This window comes from Streptomyces sp. NPDC002092, from assembly GCF_053593775.1.
In genome coordinates this window covers 136,548-153,583 of the sequence record NZ_JBSFDG010000012.1, presented here as the reverse complement: position 1 = coordinate 153,583, position 17,036 = coordinate 136,548, and the positions used below count along the sequence as shown (strand labels likewise).

16 protein-coding genes and 1 pseudogene are annotated in these 17,036 nt (G+C 61.6%); 14 read left to right on the top strand and 3 right to left on the bottom strand.

Annotated features, from left to right (window positions below):
* Positions 1 to 31: 31 nt before the first annotated feature.
* The 9 genes from ACWCRD_RS27350 to ACWCRD_RS27310 all read left to right on the top strand — a co-directional run bounded on the left by ACWCRD_RS27350 (position 32) and on the right by ACWCRD_RS27310 (position 7,689).
* Positions 32 to 1,252 carry an amidohydrolase family protein gene (locus tag ACWCRD_RS27350; RefSeq protein ID WP_450968421.1) on the top strand — a complete coding sequence of 407 codons (1,221 nt, stop codon included), beginning with the start codon at positions 32 to 34 and terminating at the stop codon, positions 1,250 to 1,252.
* Positions 1,253 to 1,767: 515 nt separating this feature from the next.
* Positions 1,768 to 2,802 (top strand): hypothetical protein, encoded by a 1,035-nt coding sequence (locus tag ACWCRD_RS27345; RefSeq protein ID WP_450968420.1) that lies wholly within the window; start codon positions 1,768 to 1,770, stop codon positions 2,800 to 2,802.
* 161 nt (positions 2,803 to 2,963) lie between these two features.
* On the top strand, positions 2,964 to 3,620 hold the full coding sequence (locus tag ACWCRD_RS27340) for a sporulation delaying protein family toxin (RefSeq protein ID WP_450968419.1): 657 nt from the start codon (positions 2,964 to 2,966) through the stop codon (positions 3,618 to 3,620).
* Positions 3,621 to 3,740: 120 nt separating this feature from the next.
* Positions 3,741 to 4,295, top strand: coding sequence for an SdpA family antimicrobial peptide system protein (locus tag ACWCRD_RS27335; protein ID WP_450968418.1), 555 nt, complete (start codon positions 3,741 to 3,743; stop codon positions 4,293 to 4,295).
* Positions 4,289 to 5,296 (top strand): sporulation-delaying protein SdpB family protein, encoded by a 1,008-nt coding sequence (locus tag ACWCRD_RS27330; RefSeq protein ID WP_450968417.1) that lies wholly within the window; start codon positions 4,289 to 4,291, stop codon positions 5,294 to 5,296. The genes ACWCRD_RS27335 and ACWCRD_RS27330 overlap by 7 nt, the downstream gene beginning before the upstream one ends.
* A gap of 4 nt (positions 5,297 to 5,300) precedes the next feature.
* Complete coding sequence (ccmA, locus tag ACWCRD_RS27325; RefSeq protein WP_450968416.1) at positions 5,301 to 6,224, top strand: heme ABC exporter ATP-binding protein CcmA; 924 nt, start codon at positions 5,301 to 5,303, stop codon at positions 6,222 to 6,224.
* Positions 6,211 to 7,047, top strand: a complete 837-nt coding sequence (locus ACWCRD_RS27320; protein ID WP_450968415.1) for a hypothetical protein — start codon at positions 6,211 to 6,213, stop codon at positions 7,045 to 7,047. Before ccmA ends, ACWCRD_RS27320 begins: the two co-directional genes overlap by 14 nt.
* 68 nt (positions 7,048 to 7,115) lie before the next feature.
* Positions 7,116 to 7,427 carry a hypothetical protein gene (locus ACWCRD_RS27315; RefSeq protein WP_450968414.1) on the top strand — a complete coding sequence of 104 codons (312 nt, stop codon included), beginning with the start codon at positions 7,116 to 7,118 and terminating at the stop codon, positions 7,425 to 7,427.
* A gap of 43 nt (positions 7,428 to 7,470) precedes the next feature.
* Positions 7,471 to 7,689 (top strand): hypothetical protein, encoded by a 219-nt coding sequence (locus ACWCRD_RS27310; protein ID WP_450968413.1) that lies wholly within the window; start codon positions 7,471 to 7,473, stop codon positions 7,687 to 7,689.
* Between the two features lie 302 nt (positions 7,690 to 7,991).
* Here ACWCRD_RS27310 and ACWCRD_RS27305 read toward each other — a convergent pair whose 3' ends face one another.
* Positions 7,992 to 9,047: a DNA-binding protein gene (locus ACWCRD_RS27305; protein WP_450968412.1), complete on the bottom strand. Its 1,056-nt coding sequence runs from the start codon at positions 9,045 to 9,047 to the stop codon at positions 7,992 to 7,994.
* Between the two features lie 408 nt (positions 9,048 to 9,455).
* On the opposite strand from ACWCRD_RS27305, the pseudogene ACWCRD_RS27300 reads away from it, so the two are divergent.
* From ACWCRD_RS27300 to ACWCRD_RS27280, 5 genes and pseudogenes are all read left to right on the top strand, one after another.
* A pseudogene (locus tag ACWCRD_RS27300) lies at positions 9,456 to 9,569 on the top strand (hypothetical protein); the annotation flags it as partial.
* 39 nt (positions 9,570 to 9,608) lie between these two features.
* The gene (locus ACWCRD_RS27295) at positions 9,609 to 11,321 is read left to right on the top strand and encodes a recombinase family protein (RefSeq protein ID WP_450968411.1); all 1,713 of its coding nucleotides are present in this window, start codon (positions 9,609 to 9,611) and stop codon (positions 11,319 to 11,321) included.
* A 399-nt stretch (positions 11,322 to 11,720) separates the two neighbouring features.
* Positions 11,721 to 12,320 (top strand): recombinase family protein, encoded by a 600-nt coding sequence (locus ACWCRD_RS27290; protein WP_450968410.1) that lies wholly within the window; start codon positions 11,721 to 11,723, stop codon positions 12,318 to 12,320.
* A gap of 1,199 nt (positions 12,321 to 13,519) precedes the next feature.
* Positions 13,520 to 13,900: a hypothetical protein gene (locus ACWCRD_RS27285; RefSeq protein WP_450968409.1), complete on the top strand. Its 381-nt coding sequence runs from the start codon at positions 13,520 to 13,522 to the stop codon at positions 13,898 to 13,900.
* 458 nt (positions 13,901 to 14,358) lie between these two features.
* Positions 14,359 to 14,826 (top strand): helix-turn-helix domain-containing protein, encoded by a 468-nt coding sequence (locus tag ACWCRD_RS27280; RefSeq protein WP_450968408.1) that lies wholly within the window; start codon positions 14,359 to 14,361, stop codon positions 14,824 to 14,826.
* A 1,179-nt stretch (positions 14,827 to 16,005) separates the two neighbouring features.
* Here ACWCRD_RS27280 and ACWCRD_RS27275 read toward each other — a convergent pair.
* Both ACWCRD_RS27275 and ACWCRD_RS27270 read right to left on the bottom strand, forming a co-directional pair.
* Positions 16,006 to 16,515, bottom strand: a complete 510-nt coding sequence (locus ACWCRD_RS27275) for a hypothetical protein (RefSeq protein WP_450968407.1) — start codon at positions 16,513 to 16,515, stop codon at positions 16,006 to 16,008.
* 127 nt (positions 16,516 to 16,642) lie between these two features.
* A complete protein-coding gene (locus tag ACWCRD_RS27270) occupies positions 16,643 to 16,942 on the bottom strand; it encodes a hypothetical protein (RefSeq protein WP_450968406.1) in 300 nt (99 codons plus the stop codon).
* Positions 16,943 to 17,036: the final 94 nt, after the last annotated feature.

Below are 17,036 nucleotides of genomic sequence, written 5' to 3'. Positions count from 1 at the left end.
AAGAAAAGCGGACAGAACCGAGGGAGTCGGCGTGGCTGACCTTCTGATCAATGCCGGGTACATGTTGCTCGGTCCGGTCAATGAACACATCCGGGATGCGGCGGTCCTCATCACCAGAGACCGGATCGTCGCTGTCGGCCATCGCGAGCATGTGGAGACGCAGGCCACGCGAGACCACCAGACGTTGTCCTTCCCCGACGCCACTGTGCTTCCCGGACTCATCGACTGTCATGTCCACCTGAGCTTCGACGCAGGCTCCGATCCGGTTGCCTCACTGCGTGCGAGTGATGACGCCATACTGCTGGACGACATGACGGGGCGTGCCCGGAAGCTCCTCGGCTCCGGAGTCACCACCGTCCGCGATCTCGGCGACCGCGGCGGCCTTGCCCTCCGGCTCCGGGACGAGATAGCAGCGGGAAGGCAGACCGGACCGCGCATCATGGCGGCCGGTCCACCCGTGACGTCACGCAGGGGCCACTGCTGGTTTCTCGGCGGTGAGGTCCACGGTGAGGAAGAGATTCGGAAAGCCGTACGGCACAGTGCACGACAGGGCGCGGACGTGATCAAGCTGATGGCAACCGGAGGCGGCCTGACCCGCGGCGGTCCCGCCATCTGGGAACCTCAGTTCACCACGGAGGAACTGGCTGCAGCTGTGGAAGAGGCGCGCAGGGCCGGCCTTCCTGTCGCGGCCCACGCACATGGCACCACGGGAATCGCCGCGGCCATCACCGCTGGGGTCGACACCATCGAACACTGCACCTGGATGACAGCGGACGGCGGAGTCGATCTCCGCGAGGATCTGGTCGCGGAGATCGTGGCCAGAGGAATCCGTGTGTGTCCGGCCACCCACCCCAACTGGCAGTCATTCGCCGAACGGGTCGGACCTGAACGGGCCCGAGAGGCTTTTTCCCCCGCCCGCCGAATGGCCGAGCAGGGCGTGCGCCTGATCGCCGGCACCGATGCGGGGATACCACGCTCCGGCTTCGACGGCCTCGCATCCAGCCTGGAGTTCCTGGAACACATCGGACTGTCCAAGGCCGAGGTGATCGCATCCGCCACTGTCGAGGCCGCCGACGCCCTCGGCCTCGCCCACGACACGGGCCGTCTGTCCCCAGGATTCCGGGCCGACCTGGTGGTGGTCGGAGGCAACCCCCTGGACGACCTGAAAGCTCTGCACGACATTCGACTCGTGGTGGCGGCCGGCCGACCCCATTCGCCTGAACAGGCCCGCTGTGCGGATGCTGGAGTCTGAGGGCGGCTTCGGGGGCGCGAGGCATGAACGACGTCCAGTCAGGACCGGCTCTCCCGAGCCGCCCGGCCGGATCGAGTTGCAGCCCCCTTCACTCACGCCTGCCTGTGCCGTGCCTCAACGAGTCCGCCGGGGGGCCACCTGGCACTCGGTTTCCCCCGACGATGGCGCACCGAATGGCACTGGCCACCTGCTCGTGCAGGGCGCCCGTCCTCGCAGCCTGCCTGGTACCGGGCGGTCACGAAGAGCCAGTTGAGTTCGGCCGCCGGCCAGCGATTGGTCTCCTGTGTGATCACGTCTCCCCGCCACCTGCCATTGACCGAGTTTTCCACTCAGGTGAATCCACGTAGGGTTCAGCTGCTGCATGTCAGTTGAAGGAAGTAGTCGGCTGGGCTAGGGTCTTGACGCACGATGATCTCAACTGTGGTGAAAGCCCAGCCGTTGCCTCCGAATTCCGAGGCGACGGACGACCGCCGGGCGGAGCCATCAGTTGGCTCCACTCACGGGGAGAGGGTGCTGTGGCGTCGGCAACATCGGTGAATCCGGAGACCGTGGTGGGAGCGGTCGGTACGGTAACGCAGCAGGAACTTGGTGCAGTTTTCGATCGGACCGTGGAGCGGGTGCCCATCCACCTGCTGTCCGGAGTGAGTTCGCCCCGCACGTCGGGCGCAGACGACCGGCACGTACGGACGCTCGCCGACCTCGGTGTACCGCTGCCGCCTGTCGTTGTGCACCGCCCGACGATGCGGGTACTCGACGGCGTCCACCGGATCAGGGCGGCGGAGCTGCGCGGAAAGAGCGACATCGAGGTCCGGTACTTCGACGGCGACGAAGAGGCCGCCTTCCTGCTTGCAGTCCAGCTCAACCTGGCTCATGGCAAACCACTTTCGTTCCACGACAGGACCGCAGCCGCGAGGCGTATCATTGCCTCGCACCCGCACTGGTCCGACCGGCGCATCGCCTCGATGACCTGTCTGTCGGCCAAGGCTGTGGCGGCCCTCCGGGGGTGTTCGACCGAAGACGGGCCACAGTCGAACAAGCGGGTGGGCCTCGACGGCCGTGCGCGGCCGCTGAATCCGGCCGAAGGACGCCTGCTCGCCGGCCAGTTACTGGCGCAGGATCCGCAGATCTCACTGCGCGAGCTCGCCCGACGCGCGGGGACGTCCCTGGCGACGGCGAGCGACGTACGTCAACGGTTCCGTCAGGGACGGGAGTTGCTGCCGCCCAGGCTGAGGGGTGGCGGTCCGTCGGACGGTGACGCGCCGCGTGGTCACAGCGAAGGCGGTTCCGGTGGCTCCGGCGGGCTCAGCGGTTCCACCGGCCTCACGGGTGCCGCGCTGCTCGACAGTCTGCGCCGCGACCCCTCCGTGCGGCACTCCGAATCGGGGCGCAGGTTCCTGCAGCTGCTGAGCATTCATCCGGCAGGTCCTGCGGGGTGGCAGAAGCTCGTCCTTGGTGTTCCGGCTCATCGCGCTGATGATGTCGCGCGAATCGCCCGGGATTACGCGGAGGCCTGGCTTCATGTGGCCCGCGCGCTGGAAAACAATTCCTGAAACGTTGCCCAATAGACCCCCTGTATCAACCTCCGGTCGGGCAATCCTTGTCGCCGATTGGATTCTCGAATAACTTTTGAGTCGCTGAGGGAAAACCTCAACGCCCGTAAATTCAATGGGAATTCTCGGGAATCTCTTCAATGAACAGGGGAAACTCCGTCATGAGATTGAAGAAGCCGCTGATCGGTGCCGTGCTCACCGCCACCCTGGCGACCGGCCTGGTCGGCACCGCTTCGGCGGACACTCAGGCGGCGCACACGGCCCCGGCTGCCGCGGCCAAGGCGGCGCAGGGCTACTCGGACAGTGACGTGGTCGCTTTCCTGGTCTTCGGCCAGGGCAAGGCCGCCCAGGACCACCCGGAGCTGGCCAAGCAGATTCGCAGCCGCCGCTCGGATGCCTCGGTGACGCCTGCGCAGCTGTCGTACCTGATGAACAAGCTGCACCAGGTCGACTCCTCCTTCCACGCCAAGGTGACGACGGCGGTCCAGTCCGAGGACCCGTTCACGGTGCAGCAGGGCATGGTGGCGCTGAACGACGACCTCAAGGCAGCCATGGCCGCGGACAGCAAGGCCAAGACGCTCGACAGTGCAGTCATCGCGCGCCCCAACGGCTGGGTGTGGACCAAGTCCAACATCGTGACCGTGGCGAACGTCGCAGCCGGCATCAACGTCGCTGTGGGCACCAACGTCGCCGCGGGCGCGGAGGTTGCTGTGGTCGTGGTGATAGCTCCGGCCGCAGCCAGCTACAGCTTCGATCTGAAGCAGTCGGACCAGCTCGACGCGAACGACTTCGTCGCGGCGGTCACCGCTGCTCTCTGATGTCTCTTTGATGTCTCTTCGCGGGGGCCTGCCGCGACCGCGGCGCGGCAGGCCCCCGCAGGGGCGTCAGCACGGCAGGGAGTGTCCCGTCCGTTCCACGGGGAAAGGAAAAATCCGCGCATGTCGACGCCTGTCGCAAGGCGGCAGCTGTACATCTTCGCGAGCACGCTGGCAGTCATGGTCGCCTACCTTCTCGTCGCGCTCTTCTACACGCTGCCGAGCAACGCACTCAGCAGTCGCCATTCCAAGGGCGCACGCCAGTACTTCAACGAAGTCACCCCAGAGATCTGGGCCTTCTTCACCAAGGACCCGGAGGGCATCCAGATCGGCACCTACGCCTTCGACGGAAAGCACTCCAAGAATCTCCTGAAGACCCCGCAGGGCAATCCGTCGAACCTCTTCGGACTCAACCGCAGCCAGCGCGCTCAGGGTCCCGAGATCGCGTACATCAACACCTCGGTGACCCGATGGGAGCCGTGCGCGGGAAATCTGGAGATCTGTCTCCACGAAGCGGCCGCACGCCCGGCCGAGAAGGTCAAGAACCGGAACCCCGTAAGGACCGTGTGCGGGGACTCCTTCATCACTCAGGAACGCGTCGTGCCCTGGTCGTACCGGAACCTCGTGCCATATGACCGGCGCACCATCAGAATCGCCCACCTGGATGTCTCATGCTGATAGCCGCCTCCCGTACCGCTGTCTCCACAATGGCCGAGGAACAAACCGCCCGGCTCCAACGCCGGCTCTCCGCCTTCGACTTCCGCTCACGATGGTTCGGTGTAGGGCGCACGTTGATCTGCTTCGCCGAGCTGACCGTGGTGCTCATCACCCCGTCGAAGGCGCTGCTCACCCCGGTCCTGACCATCAGCAACGGCGCGCGCTGCGGGGGAGTACGCGCCGCGTCCGCGTACTGCCTGGTGGGTGGTACCTCCCATGCGGAGTACGCCCGATGGACCTTGGTTGCCGTGCTCCTGGTGGCCGCAGTCGGGTACCGGCCGCGCTGGACGGCGATTCCGCAACTGTGGGCCATCTACTCGATCGCGGTGAGCATCACCGTGCCGGACGGTGGCGAGTCCGTGGGCATGGTCATGTCTCTCCTCATGCTGCCGATCCTCCTCACGGACAACCGGACTTGGCAGTGGAGCCCGCCGACGAAACCGCTCAGCCCGTCCGGGCACGCCGTCGCCTACGCCGCGTTCTGGGCGGTCCGGCTGCAGCTCGCCTACATCTATCTCGACACCGCCATCAGCAAGTTCGGCGTCGCCGACTGGGCCAACGGCACGGCTGAGTACTACTTCCTGCGCGACAACATGTTCGGCGTGGCCAAGCCCTGGGACGGGCTCCTGCTCGCCCTCTCCAAGTATCCGGTGATCGTGATCGGCATGACCTGGGGCGCACTCGTCGTCGAACTACTCATCGCCGTCTGCATCCTGGGCTCTGATCGCTGGCGCAAGGTGGGCCTGGTCCTCGACATCCTGCTGCACGGCTCGATCATCCTGCTGATGGGCCTGTGGAGCTTCGCCCTCGTGATGATCGGCTGCTCGGTTGTCGCGTCGATGCCACTGCTGCACACATCGCCGGACGCGACGCCCGCCGAGCAACCCCCCGCCGAGCAACTCCCCCCTGGAAAAGGCCCTGATGACAGCTCAGTTGGTCGCTCACCGGCAGTGCTACGTTGAGCCGGTGGCCAAGCTGGAAGTCCTGAATGTCTCTGCGGGTTACCGGGGCCGGTTGGTGCTCCGGGACGTCAATCTGGAATACGGTGCGGGAATTCACGTACTGCTCGGACCGAACGGCGCCGGCAAGACAACGGCGTTCCGTGTGCTCGCCGGAATTCTCGCGCCCTTCGAGGGCACCGTTCTCGTGGACGGCACCGACCCGAACGCGCAGACGGAGGCCAAGTCCCAGATCGCCCTGGCCACACATCGCTCGGCGCTCGCACCGCGGCTGAGTGTCGTGGACAACCTGCGGTACTGGGCGCGCATCCTCGGCCTGCCGCCGGGGCCTTCCGAGGAGCGGATCGCGGAAGTCCTGCACCTGCTTGGCCTCACCGACCTCGCAGACCGCCGCATCGGCAGCCTCAGCCGCGGCCAGAACCAGCGTGCCGGCCTGGCGAAGGCGTTTCTGGGACAACCGCCGATTCTGCTGCTGGATGAGCCGATGTCGGGCCTCGACCCGAGTACTACGGAGCAACTGGCAGACCACCTCCGCAAGTTGGCCGACCAAGGTCACACGGTCGTCGTCTCCACGCATGCCCTGGCCGACGCCTACCGCTTCGCCGACGACGTTACGGTGCTGCAGGAAGGACGCATCGTTGGCCGAGGTGAACCGGCCGCGCTGCGCACCGCCCTGCTCGGCAGCGCCTACCGGCTGCGCATCCGTGGCTCCGGCGACGTACCGGCGGTCCTCGATCGGCTCGGCCACCGCTACGAGGAGCAGCGGGGTGCCGTAGTCGTGGAGGTGCCCGACGAGGGGGCGGCGGAGTCGCTGGTCGCCGACCTGGTGAGGGAAGGGATCGGCGTACGAGAGGTGGTACCCGCCCGGAACCCGCTGGAGGACGTCTATCAGCAACTGCAAAGGGAAGGCACATCCCGTGACGCGGCGTAGTCTCCCGTTCGATGTGACGCGGGCCAGGATCCTGACGTCCGCTCTGCTGTGGCGGATGAGACGGGAGCGGCTGCGAAACTTCGCCACGGTGTTCCTGCCGTTCGTGCTGACGGTCGCCTCGATGGTCGCCCTGCCCCTGCTGGCCGACGACTCGGACATGAACGGCGCGGCCAGCAGCGCCCGGCTCGGCCTGCAGTACGGGGCGCACGGGGACACGGTCGCGGCCGGGCTGTTGCTCGTGCTGATGCCCGGCGTCGTCGCCCTGCACGGCACGGTGGGCGCCGGTCTCGCGGTGCGCAACGTGGTTGGAGCGGAGGCCGGGGTCGGCGCGCTCGAGGTGATGCTCGGCGCCCCCTACAACCCGGCGAGCATCGCGGGCGGACTGCTCGGCTACGCACTCGTCGTCACGACGGGTCAGTGGGCGGTGATGAGCGTGCTCGGTGCCCTCGCTCTCGCGCTGTCCAGCGTTCTGCACCACGACAGCCTCAGGCCGGACGCCGGCTACCTGACGCTCGCTCTGGTACTCCCACTCCTCGCCACCTGGGCGGGCGCGGCCCTCGCCCTGCTGCTCAACCTGTTGTTTCCGCGTCTGTCCCAACCCGGTGCCGGCGCCCTTGCGGGCAATGGCGGCGGCCTGGTCAGCCTGGCCGCGATGCTGCCGGGTTTCGGCGCCCTGCTGGCGATGTCCATGGCCCTGGACCCATTGGGCCCGACAAGGCTGCTGCTGTACGCGGGCGGGGTGACCGTACTGATCGCGGTGGGCAGCCTGATCGGGATCGCGAAAGGCTTCCGCCCGGAGTCGGTGCTGTCGTCGTCGGCTTGAGGCACGTCGACGTACGGCAGCAACTCGACGCAAGTACGCAGATAGGTAACTAGGCAAGGAATTCGGTGATGGTCATGGTGAAGGTCCTCGTCGACATCCGTCCGTCGCTGGTGGCACTGCCCTTCCACCGCGCCCTGACGAGGCCGGTGGTGGAGATCGACGGCGTCGAGTGGCCCGCGAGGTGGGGCACGACGGAGGTGTCGATCGAGCCGGGAGTCCACGAGATCGCCGTGTTCTTCCGCTACAAAGGCCAGCGCGGGGCGCGACTGGGCGTAGGCACTGAGGAACTCACGGTGCCGGGCGACGCACGCACACAGCCGCGGGTGACAGCGCGACTCGGCCCGCGCAACGGCAGCAACTTCAAGGTCGAGTCCGCCTGAGACACCCATGAGAAGCCTGAGACACCAAGGAGAAGGGAGACACGTGGCCAGGAAGTCGATCGTGCAGTGCGCGGCAGGGCACCTCTACACGGCCACATGGATACCGTTCGTCGGCATCAAGTCTCTGCGTCTCACCCCGTCCACGCGCTATGCCCGCTGCCCCGTCGGCAAGCACTGGGCGGTGGTCAGCAGGCCGGACCCGTCGGCTCTCACCGAGGGGCAGCTCGCGGCGGCTCGGTCACACGACGCGGGGTGGATGTAGGCATGACGCAGAGCGGCGGGGCAGCGGGGCCTGCCCAGGCCCCGGCCGCCGACTCGTCGGCCAGAGTCCCGGGTACGGGTTCGTCCGCGCTTCCGGTCTCCCGGGACTGCTGGATGGCCTCCAGGACTCGGTGGTTACTGTGGACGGGCCCCGCCACCGTGCTGATGCGCTGTTCCCGGTGACCGGACTGATTGGGATCGTGCCGACCGCCTCACCGGATCGTGGTACGGGCTCCTGCTGCGGCTCTCGCCGTCCACGGCGCCCGTCAGGCGGCGAGGAGGGCCAGGTGACGTCGGCCGGGTTCACTCGGAGGCCGCGCCGCCCTCGGGAGGGAGGTCCGCGAGTTCGGCCAGGTCCCGTCCGCTGTCGTCCACCCAGTACTTGGTTCCGAAGGCGTAGCGGGGGCGGTTCCCGGTCAGCTGCTCGACCATCTCCTTGACGAGCGATGTCGGCGCGTAGACGTCACCGTCGTACTCCCATCGCAGGGGCCTGCTGCGGTCGCCTGTCCAGGTCGCGCGGCTGCGCCTGGGGTCCTCGGCCACCCACTTGTCGAGGTCGTCGTTGTTCCAGGCCAGAGATTCCGGGAATGCGCGGAAGCGCAGTGTCTGGCCGGGCTTCACCGATCCGTTGTCGAGGATTCGCAGCACCGCCTTGCGATTGCGGGTGCTGTTCGCCGCCCGCTGGGCCGTCTCGGCCTTCTCGGCGCGGGCGGGGACCACGGTGAACTCCTCAAGCCCGGGCACCGGGTAGAGCACCGAGGTGGTCATCACATGACCTGCGCCGGTGTCCCAGAGCCGGAACTGGACCAGCTTGATATCAAGACCCATCTCGTTCAGCCACACCGTCGATGAGGTCACCTGCCGGGGGAAGGACCGGGCGACCAGGACGAGCCGAGGCTGCTTGAGCAGCGCGACGTCCAACTCGTCGCCGTCGCAGTGCTCCCGAATGAGCCGCAGGGCCTCCTGCGTGTCGCACTCGCGGCCGGAACGCCGGAGGAACTCGGCATGGATGCGGGCCAGATCGTCCTCGGTGAATCGGGACACCATGGCGGCGTAGGTGACGGCCTGCAGATGCACGTCGTCCGGGGCGCCGTCGCGTTTGAGCTCGATGACGACGAGGTGGCCCTCGGAATCGAGGGCCAGTAGGTCCAGCCGGTCGCGGACCCTGTCCCCGCTCGACGTCGCCCACTTGTCGTACTCCTCGGTCAGGATGAGGAGACCAGGTTCGATGAGGGACGGGTCGCCGATGATCCACTGCTGCAGATCGGCCCGCTCCCGCAGCCCCAGGTCAGGCAGCCCTACTTCCCGGGCCTCCACAGGCTGCGCTCCGCCGATGACCGAAACGCGCTCGATCGCCATATCCGCTCACCCCGACTGCCGGTCACCACGTGATAGGTGACCTTAACCGACCTGCTGAACCCTGGTTCCGTAGTGTCCGGCTACTGCTCGGCGCGCATCCCGGCGCCTCCTGAGCTGCCGCATTCTGCTCTGATTCCGCATGCCGAGTGACTACGGCCGAGCGAAAATCCTGAGTCTGTTCCACGTAGTCGATGTACGTTGAACGGGCGCGCCGAACCAGGGGCGCTCCCGTGGCCGACTGACCGTAGCGCAGCGCCGCTACCGTCTTCAGAAGGGGCCAGGAGCCGTGATCAAAAGGGCGCGATTCTCCGTAGCCGTGTTCCTTCGGCATCCGGCGAGCGTGCACTCAATGTGCACTGAGCACGGCGAGTATCCGCAGTTCAGAACCCGTTTCGAGGTCTCCTCGTCATGTTCCTGACCATCACCACCACCGGCACACCCGAACGCCCCGCCACCGACCTCGGTTTCCTGCTGCACAAGCACCCCGACAGGGCGCAGGCGTTCTCCACCTCCTACGGCACTCCGTAGATACATAGGTTGAAACTGCCCTACGCTCTGCCCATGGCAGAGACACAGAGGGCGCTACTCGCCGCACGGATCAGCGTGGACACCGACGAATCAACGTCCATCCCACGGCAGTTGGAACACCTCCACACGTGGGCTCAAGGGCTCAGCTACCCCGTAGCGGGTGTGGTGGAGGACCGTTCGGTGTCCGGCTCTGTAGACCTCCCTGAGCGCCCCTCTATGGGCCCGTGGCTCACCGAGGAAGGGCGGGAGAAGTGGGACGTGCTGGCAGTCACCACACAGGACCGCCTGAGCCGTGATGACCTCCACTTCATGGCGTTTGTGAAGAACGTTCTGGACTGGGGGAAGACTCTCGTTGTCCTGGATGATCCCTCGTTCGACATCTCCACCGAGACGGGACGGCTCATCGCCTACGCCAAGGCAACTCAGGCAGCAGCGGAGTTGAGGAAGATCCGGCAGCGTGTCTCTGACGCACGGGACTACCTACGCCGGAACGGCCTGTACGCGGGAGGCATCACACCCTTCGGCTACGTATACGCGGACTCACCGGACGGGAAGCACTACGTACTGGTCCCGGAAACCAACTACGCCAAGCTCTTGAGAGAGATCTCAGAGCGGGTGCGTGCTGGAGTCTCTACCAACCAGATAGCCCGAGAGTTGAACGCCAAGGGAGTTCTTACATGGCGTGACTATCTGAGGGTACTGAGAGGGAAGGACCCAAAGCGCAGGAACGGGAACGCTCTGACGGAACCCAAGGGAACCAACTGGACTCCCAGGGTTGTTCAGAACATCCTCAAGCACCCTGCCTGTGCTGGCTTCCTCGCGTACAAGGGTGAGCCGTACGAGGATGATCAGGGGAACTTGGTCATGGCTACGGAGTACCCGATTCTCACTCATGCCGAATGGCAAGCCACCGTAGCGGCAGTCAAGTCCCGGGGTGTATCGAACATCCGGCGCAGCGACCAAGCCTCTCTGCTGACAGGGGTTGCACGGTGCGGAAGCTGCGGAGCACGGATGTTCTGTCACAGGCTTAAGAAGACTCTGGCAACCGGGGAATCCAAGGTCTACCGGCACTACTCCTGTACGTCACGCTCCAAGGCAATGCCCTGTGCCGTTCCGGCGAGGATTCCAGAGGACTTCCTGAATGAGATCTTTGAGGGAGTCCTCCTGGACAAGCTTGGCGGCCTGCCGGAAGTGGTGAAGGTGACCGAGCCGGGGGAGGACCACACAGCAGAGCTGGAGCAGGTCACAGCACGTCTGCTCAGGCTGGAGAAGGACTATGAGAACGGCCGGTACGACGAGTCAGAGAAGGAAGAGTCCTACTGGCGCATGCACGGGAACCTCACCAGAAAACAGAAGGAGTTGAAAGCCAAGCCTGTGCGCCCCTCAGTGACTCGATACGTAGAGACTGGTCTGACGTGGGCTCAGAAGTGGGGAGGTATGCGCACCGAGGAACGTAGGGATTACCTCACAGGCAGGGACGTACGCGTCTACGTCTGGAAGAGTGCAACATCCAAAGCGAGTCACGGCGTAGTCGTGTTCCTCGGTGACCTACAGGAACTTGCCAGCGCTGCGGGGCTGGACTCCGCCTCTGTTGAGGGGTGGCAGTTGCACGGATGGAACGTACCGGCGCACTGGACGAACCCGGAACTCAGGGACTTCCCAAGCAAGCTGGTGGATACGTCGGTTGTTCCCGAGGTTATTGATCAGCTACATCAGAAGCTCTTGAGCGCCCCTGAGAGCGTCTGAGGACGAGAGAGCCCCTGGGTACCTTCCTGAGTCGGGAGGGCGCCATAGGGGCTTTTCTGTGTCTTCTAGAACCTCTTCCGGATACTGGTCTGGGTAGTGACTCGTCTAACTCGTGACAGACCAGGCAGGCCACTTCCCTTAACGAAACTTTTAAGGGTGGGGCAGGTCATATCTTGGTAACGATGCTTGACATTGCACAGCCTGACTGAGTGCTGAAAAGTCACCTGAGTATGCGTCAGAGGTTGGTGCGAGCGTTCATCAAACGATCGTTAGATGAACCTGCGCCGACACGGCCCAGGTTGACCCTGCGGATAGCCGAATCTGTTCATCAACCCGTTCATCTATCTGGTACTGTTCATCTTGTTGGGGCAGGGGTTTGATGAACGCGGAGGGGTAGTCATGGCACTGGTCGGCATGGTTCGGGTGAGCACCGACAAGCAGGAGACGGCTCGACAGCACGACGCACTCACTGAGGCAGGGTGCGTGAAGGTCTTTGAGGAGAAGATCTCCGGAAAGCTCACCGTTGCGGAGCGCCCTGGTCTGTCTGCTGCTCTCGACTACATGCGCGAGGGAGACATGCTCACCGTTCAGGCCGTAGACCGACTCGGCCGGAACCTCCTTGAGGGACTGCTGATGCTCAATGAGCTGTTCCAGAAGGGTTATGCCGTGCGTGTCCTGGAAGGCATTGCCAAGGGCGACCACACAGAGCGCAGCCTGATTCTGGACCTAGCGTTTGCCCTTGCCGAGGACAGGCGCAGGGAGATCGTGAAGGAGACGCACAAGGGCCTTGAGGCAGCGCGTAAGCGTGGTCGCGTAGGTGGTCGCCGTCCGGTCATGTCTGAGGCTCTTACCGCTCAAGCTGTGGCGCTCCGGGACAAGGGATTCACCATCCGGCAGATTCAGCCGCACCTCACCTACAAGACAGGGAGCGGAGAGAGCCGTAACCCCTCTGTCGGTGCCATCTCTCAGGCTCTGTCGGTTCACGACGCTAAGAGCTGAAGCCTAACCAGACTGGAACCAGGAGACAGGAACCATGGGAATCATCGGAACCGTTATCGGTGCCATCGTTGGTTGGGCTTGGATCGGCATTGCTGCTGCGCCAGCATTGTTCATATTCGTATGGCCAATAGAAAAGTACATGAATTGGCGGGAGTCTCGTAAAACAGGGTTTCAGCACCGTCTGTACCCTGGGAGGACTTTGCGCTATCCCTGCAATGGGGAAAAGACAGGAATATGTCTTTGCATGCCCGACCATAAGGATGAACCCTACTGCTATTTCAATATGGAGTACGGACTAAATCCCGGACTAAAGCGTGTTGCGTATACCGGGGGGAGGTGTTTGTGTACACCCCAAGTGGTAACCTGAAATAACCAATTGGGAAAGCCCCTGGATTTCATCCGGGGGTTTTCTTTATTTTCGATTCCAGAAATGGGACAATTAAAGGGAGGAGTAAAACCAGCACTAGAAAGGCAATGATTATGGATCTAACCAGTGGAAGCACTACACAGACAGCCCATTTTGGGCAAAGCTCTGTTGAGCCATCTAACGGCAGAGGCAAGCCTGAGACACCCCCAACACCTGAGAGCCGTAACGAGAGCTTCCTAAAAGGCGTCCACAGCTCACGTAACGGTATGCCCGCAGTAGGGGTGACCTCACCAGACCAGGAGAAGTCTCCTGCGCCGCTCAATCCCCTTACGTTCTAGGCGAGGCTGCGACTATTGCTGAATCAATTGCGGCAGCTCTGTAAGTAGATTCTCCTGTAAAAATCAGAAGGCGCCCAGCTGGAATTAACCGGCTGAGTGCCTTTGATGTTTCTAGGGTTCCGTTGACGGGTCGGAGTGATTCCGTTAATGGAGCGGAATGTGAGATAATAGAGTCAACACCAACCCGTTTATGGAAGGGAAGACGAGAATGCCATTAGCCACAAAGGACGGATGGAATCCGCAAGAGGTATTCAAGCTCCTGTTTGATGAAAGACTATCGGCCTACACCAAACTCTTGGTTTGGTTTCTTGGCATAGCAGTAGACGGAATACAGATCAGCCAGGAAGACCTGAGCAAAGTAGTGAGTACCAATAGCGGCAGTAAGGCAGTCCAAAGAGCAATTGAGGATGCCGAGCGGTTCGGGTACCTAGAGATAGATCGCAGCATTAAGCCATTTTGGTATCGCGTGAAGTAATCGACAGAGGAGAAAAACAATGACAGACACAAGAGCATTCAGTTTTGGAACACAAGAGCGCTCCTGGTGGAGCACGACTCTAGATCCGGAAGTACAGGCAGAGCGTAGAGCACTGGCAGAGGAAAAGGCGCAGCTAGTAGCGCGTATGGCAGAGGAGCAGCGACTACAGGAGTTAACGAGCCATGCCGGTCCAGGGTTAGTCAACATCATCAAGACTTATGCCGCACAGAACATTCCAGCCGTGACCACAGAGGTTCAGCACGACTTCAACGAGTCTTACCCAGGGGTGAACTTTCGAGAGGTGCTGGAAGCATTGAAGCGAGAGGGAATCGTGCATGAGCTGACTTCAAGTACCCAGGGCTTTATGGGAGCGCGTACCACTCACCTGCACTTGCTGTGAGCCGCTATGGAAGAGCTAGACACTCCAGCTATCGCACTGCTCACGATGCTTCAGGACGGGTACGAAGCTGATTCGGTCTATCTGAGGAAACACTTTTTGCGAGAATTCCCTGAAGCTGATTACGATGAAATTCTCGCTTTATTGAAGGCTGCGAATTTGTACCCCGAGCCGGCCTCGATATCCTGGGAGAAATCAAGAAAAGTCCGCTTCACAAATCTGAGCCCGCTACATCTACGGGCCTACTAAATAGAAAAACTCCTCTAGGGCCGGTCCAGCTAGAGGAGTTTTTCGCCAAGAAAAGGAATATACCTATATTCTACCGGGAAATAGAAGAAGCCCCATAGGGGGGAACCTACAGGGCTTCTCAGGGATGACCGACCCAGCGAAAGGGCGAGAATTGAATGTTCCGAGGAGCAACGCGAGCCATAAGCAAAATCTCTATAAGGAGTTTAACAGAAATGACTGACACAAACAAATTCACCAAAGGCGGGCGCAAGGACTTAGTAGTCAACGGGGTAAAGACCTCAGAATGGGCAATGGTCTTAGACCAAGAGGGAGTCCAGTACGCTGCCGGGCATTTCAGCATTGCGCCAAGGGCCCTCAAGTACGCCAAGGAGATATCCAGTGATGCAAAGATCCTTTGGGAGATCATCAATGACTACGCTGGAAGCAATCGACAGGCGTTCCCATCGCACAAGACTCTGGCCGAGGATATGGGTAAGTCCGTGCCGTCCATCAAGAGATACGTTGAAGAACTCATTAGCCACGGATGGCTTACGGTACAGAACCGTATCGGAACTTCGAACTTCTACTACTGCGCCATTCCAGCAGTGCACTACAAGGCATTTGAAAACCCGGCTATTGACGGGAACTACAAGCCTTCAGTGGAGCGCAGAAAGCTGCCAGAGCTTCCCCCATCTCAATAGGGGGTAGCTCATGGATGAGCTAGGGGGTAGCTCAAATATGGGCTAGGGGTAGTTCATGGATGAGCTACCGGGTAGTTCACCAGTGAGCTACTAAATATATAGAAAGAAAGAGAAAGAAGAAAAATACAGAAAGAAGGAATACGTACCAACCGCCTACGGCGGCCGGTACGTTGGAGATTCCAAGAGAGACCAGGAGTTAGGGAAATCCCTTGGTCCCTTGGATACCTGCCATCGTCGCTACGCTCCTCTGGCTTAGGTATCTCCCTCTGGTGACCGCATCGGCGCTCTGCGCCTCTGCTCCTATCTCCTCTGGAGAACAAGGGAACTCAACATTATGCACAGTATTCCCGCGCATTGTGGTACGAATTCCAATTACCCATGAAAACTGGGTATGCATTTCAAAACAGTATCCTTTTTGGGGATACGGATTATGGAATTAATTTAATGAATTCGCTGTGACTCCTGGTTTTGATGGGTATCTTTCCCTCTTGGAGTTACTCCTGTAATGGCTATTTCAGCCGGCTCGGCATTTTCCGTTTTTGAAATAACCCAGAAAATGGGCCTAGAGTTGGTCCTGTTGACCTCACGCCTGGAGGCGTGATAGAACCTTGGTTACACTGTTCTTTAAAAAGAGATATATATAGGGAAGAGATTCTTTATAGATATCAATTCCTCCGAAGGAGGAATATATCTTTTCTCTAGATATTCCCTATCTCCTTAACTGTCCAGGGGGTGGAGTCTACCAGTAGCGCCCTGCGCCCTACAGGGCTCCCTGAGAGCCCCGCAGCGTCTCCCTGGCAATCTGGGCCAGGAGTAGGCGCTAGGGGCTATGAGGGGCGTACGGGTGGCTCTACTCCCGCCCCTGGGGGTGTGGTCGGGGGCTACTGCTGAGCCGGGTAGTGCATCGGTAGATCTACACGATGGTCATGATGCGACCGGTCTTAATAGCCATCTTGGGCGATTTGTACAGAGTGAGGATCAATGCCTTTCTTCCCACCTGGTTGATCGCTGGCTCAATCGACAAAATCTCAGCAGTCTTACCGTTGTAGAGCTTCAGGCTATCGCCAACCTTCAACTTGTCGGCTCTCTTGCGTTCTGGTGTTTTGATGCTTCCTCCTCATGAGGCGTCGGTTACTTGAGCTATGACTATCTCATGAGGCACTGACAAACAGACATGAGTCATTCCGCTTCCGGCTGGTTGTCGAACTCGTAGAAGCGCCGCCACAGGTCCGAGGGTGTTGGGTATAGCAGCCATTGGGTTCGAATGCTCTGCCCATTTGTGAGGGTCGCGGTGATCCGTACGCGTTTCGTTTCGGCCCGTTCTGCGTAGGGGACAGGCCTGGCGCTGCGAACGATCCACTTGATGCCATCAAAGGGCTCAATAGAGCGTTCCTCGCCTCCTTTGACGATGTCAGCTTGCAGGCTATAGGGCCATCGCCGGGTACTCCACGGCATAGGAAACAGGTAGGGGCTTGCCTCAAGGGATGTTTCTTCCGCTCTAACCGGAGTCATTCCCTTGTTGACAAAGTCAATGCGAACGTATACCCAGCCGTCTTCGGTGCACCAGTTACAGGAAATTTCCACCTTCGGTTTAGCGCGTTTGTAGGTGGCATACGAGATTCCTGCGTTTGTAGCAGTGAACAGGGCGCTCACGACAGAGATCATGATCGCGATGACGGGAAGCGACATGGGCCAAGGATGCCCAGCAGCAAGGCCGTTGGACCCTCACTTGAGGGACATCAGAGGAACATCAGCGCTTGGACATGCGAGAGCCCCCAGGAACGCGCCCAGGGGCTCTCTGGCGGGTAGGGGAGACCTATTCCTCCTCGTACTCCGGAAGCCTCTGTCCCCGGCTCTCTGCGATGTTGAGTACGTCAGTCAGGCTCTCGATCAAACGTCCGGCAATCCACCTCAGCTCATCTGCTGTCAGCTTGGCTTCCTCGCCCACCATCGGTCGTGCCAACTCAACGATGACCGTTGCCGTTTCGATCTGCTGACTCTCGATCCTGTCTGCCAGGAGTGCCAGGGGTGTAGGAGTCCCATCGGTGACCAGGTGTGCCCTCTTGCCCTCTGGTCCACCCCAAGGGAGTAGCCGAACAACGCTACGATCTGCCATATCGACTCCTTCGCAGTCGGTCACGCCCCCGGACCTCTCACCAGGTCGCGGGGGTCCTTTTGTGGCTGACCAGACTACCTGGGTAGCTGACTAC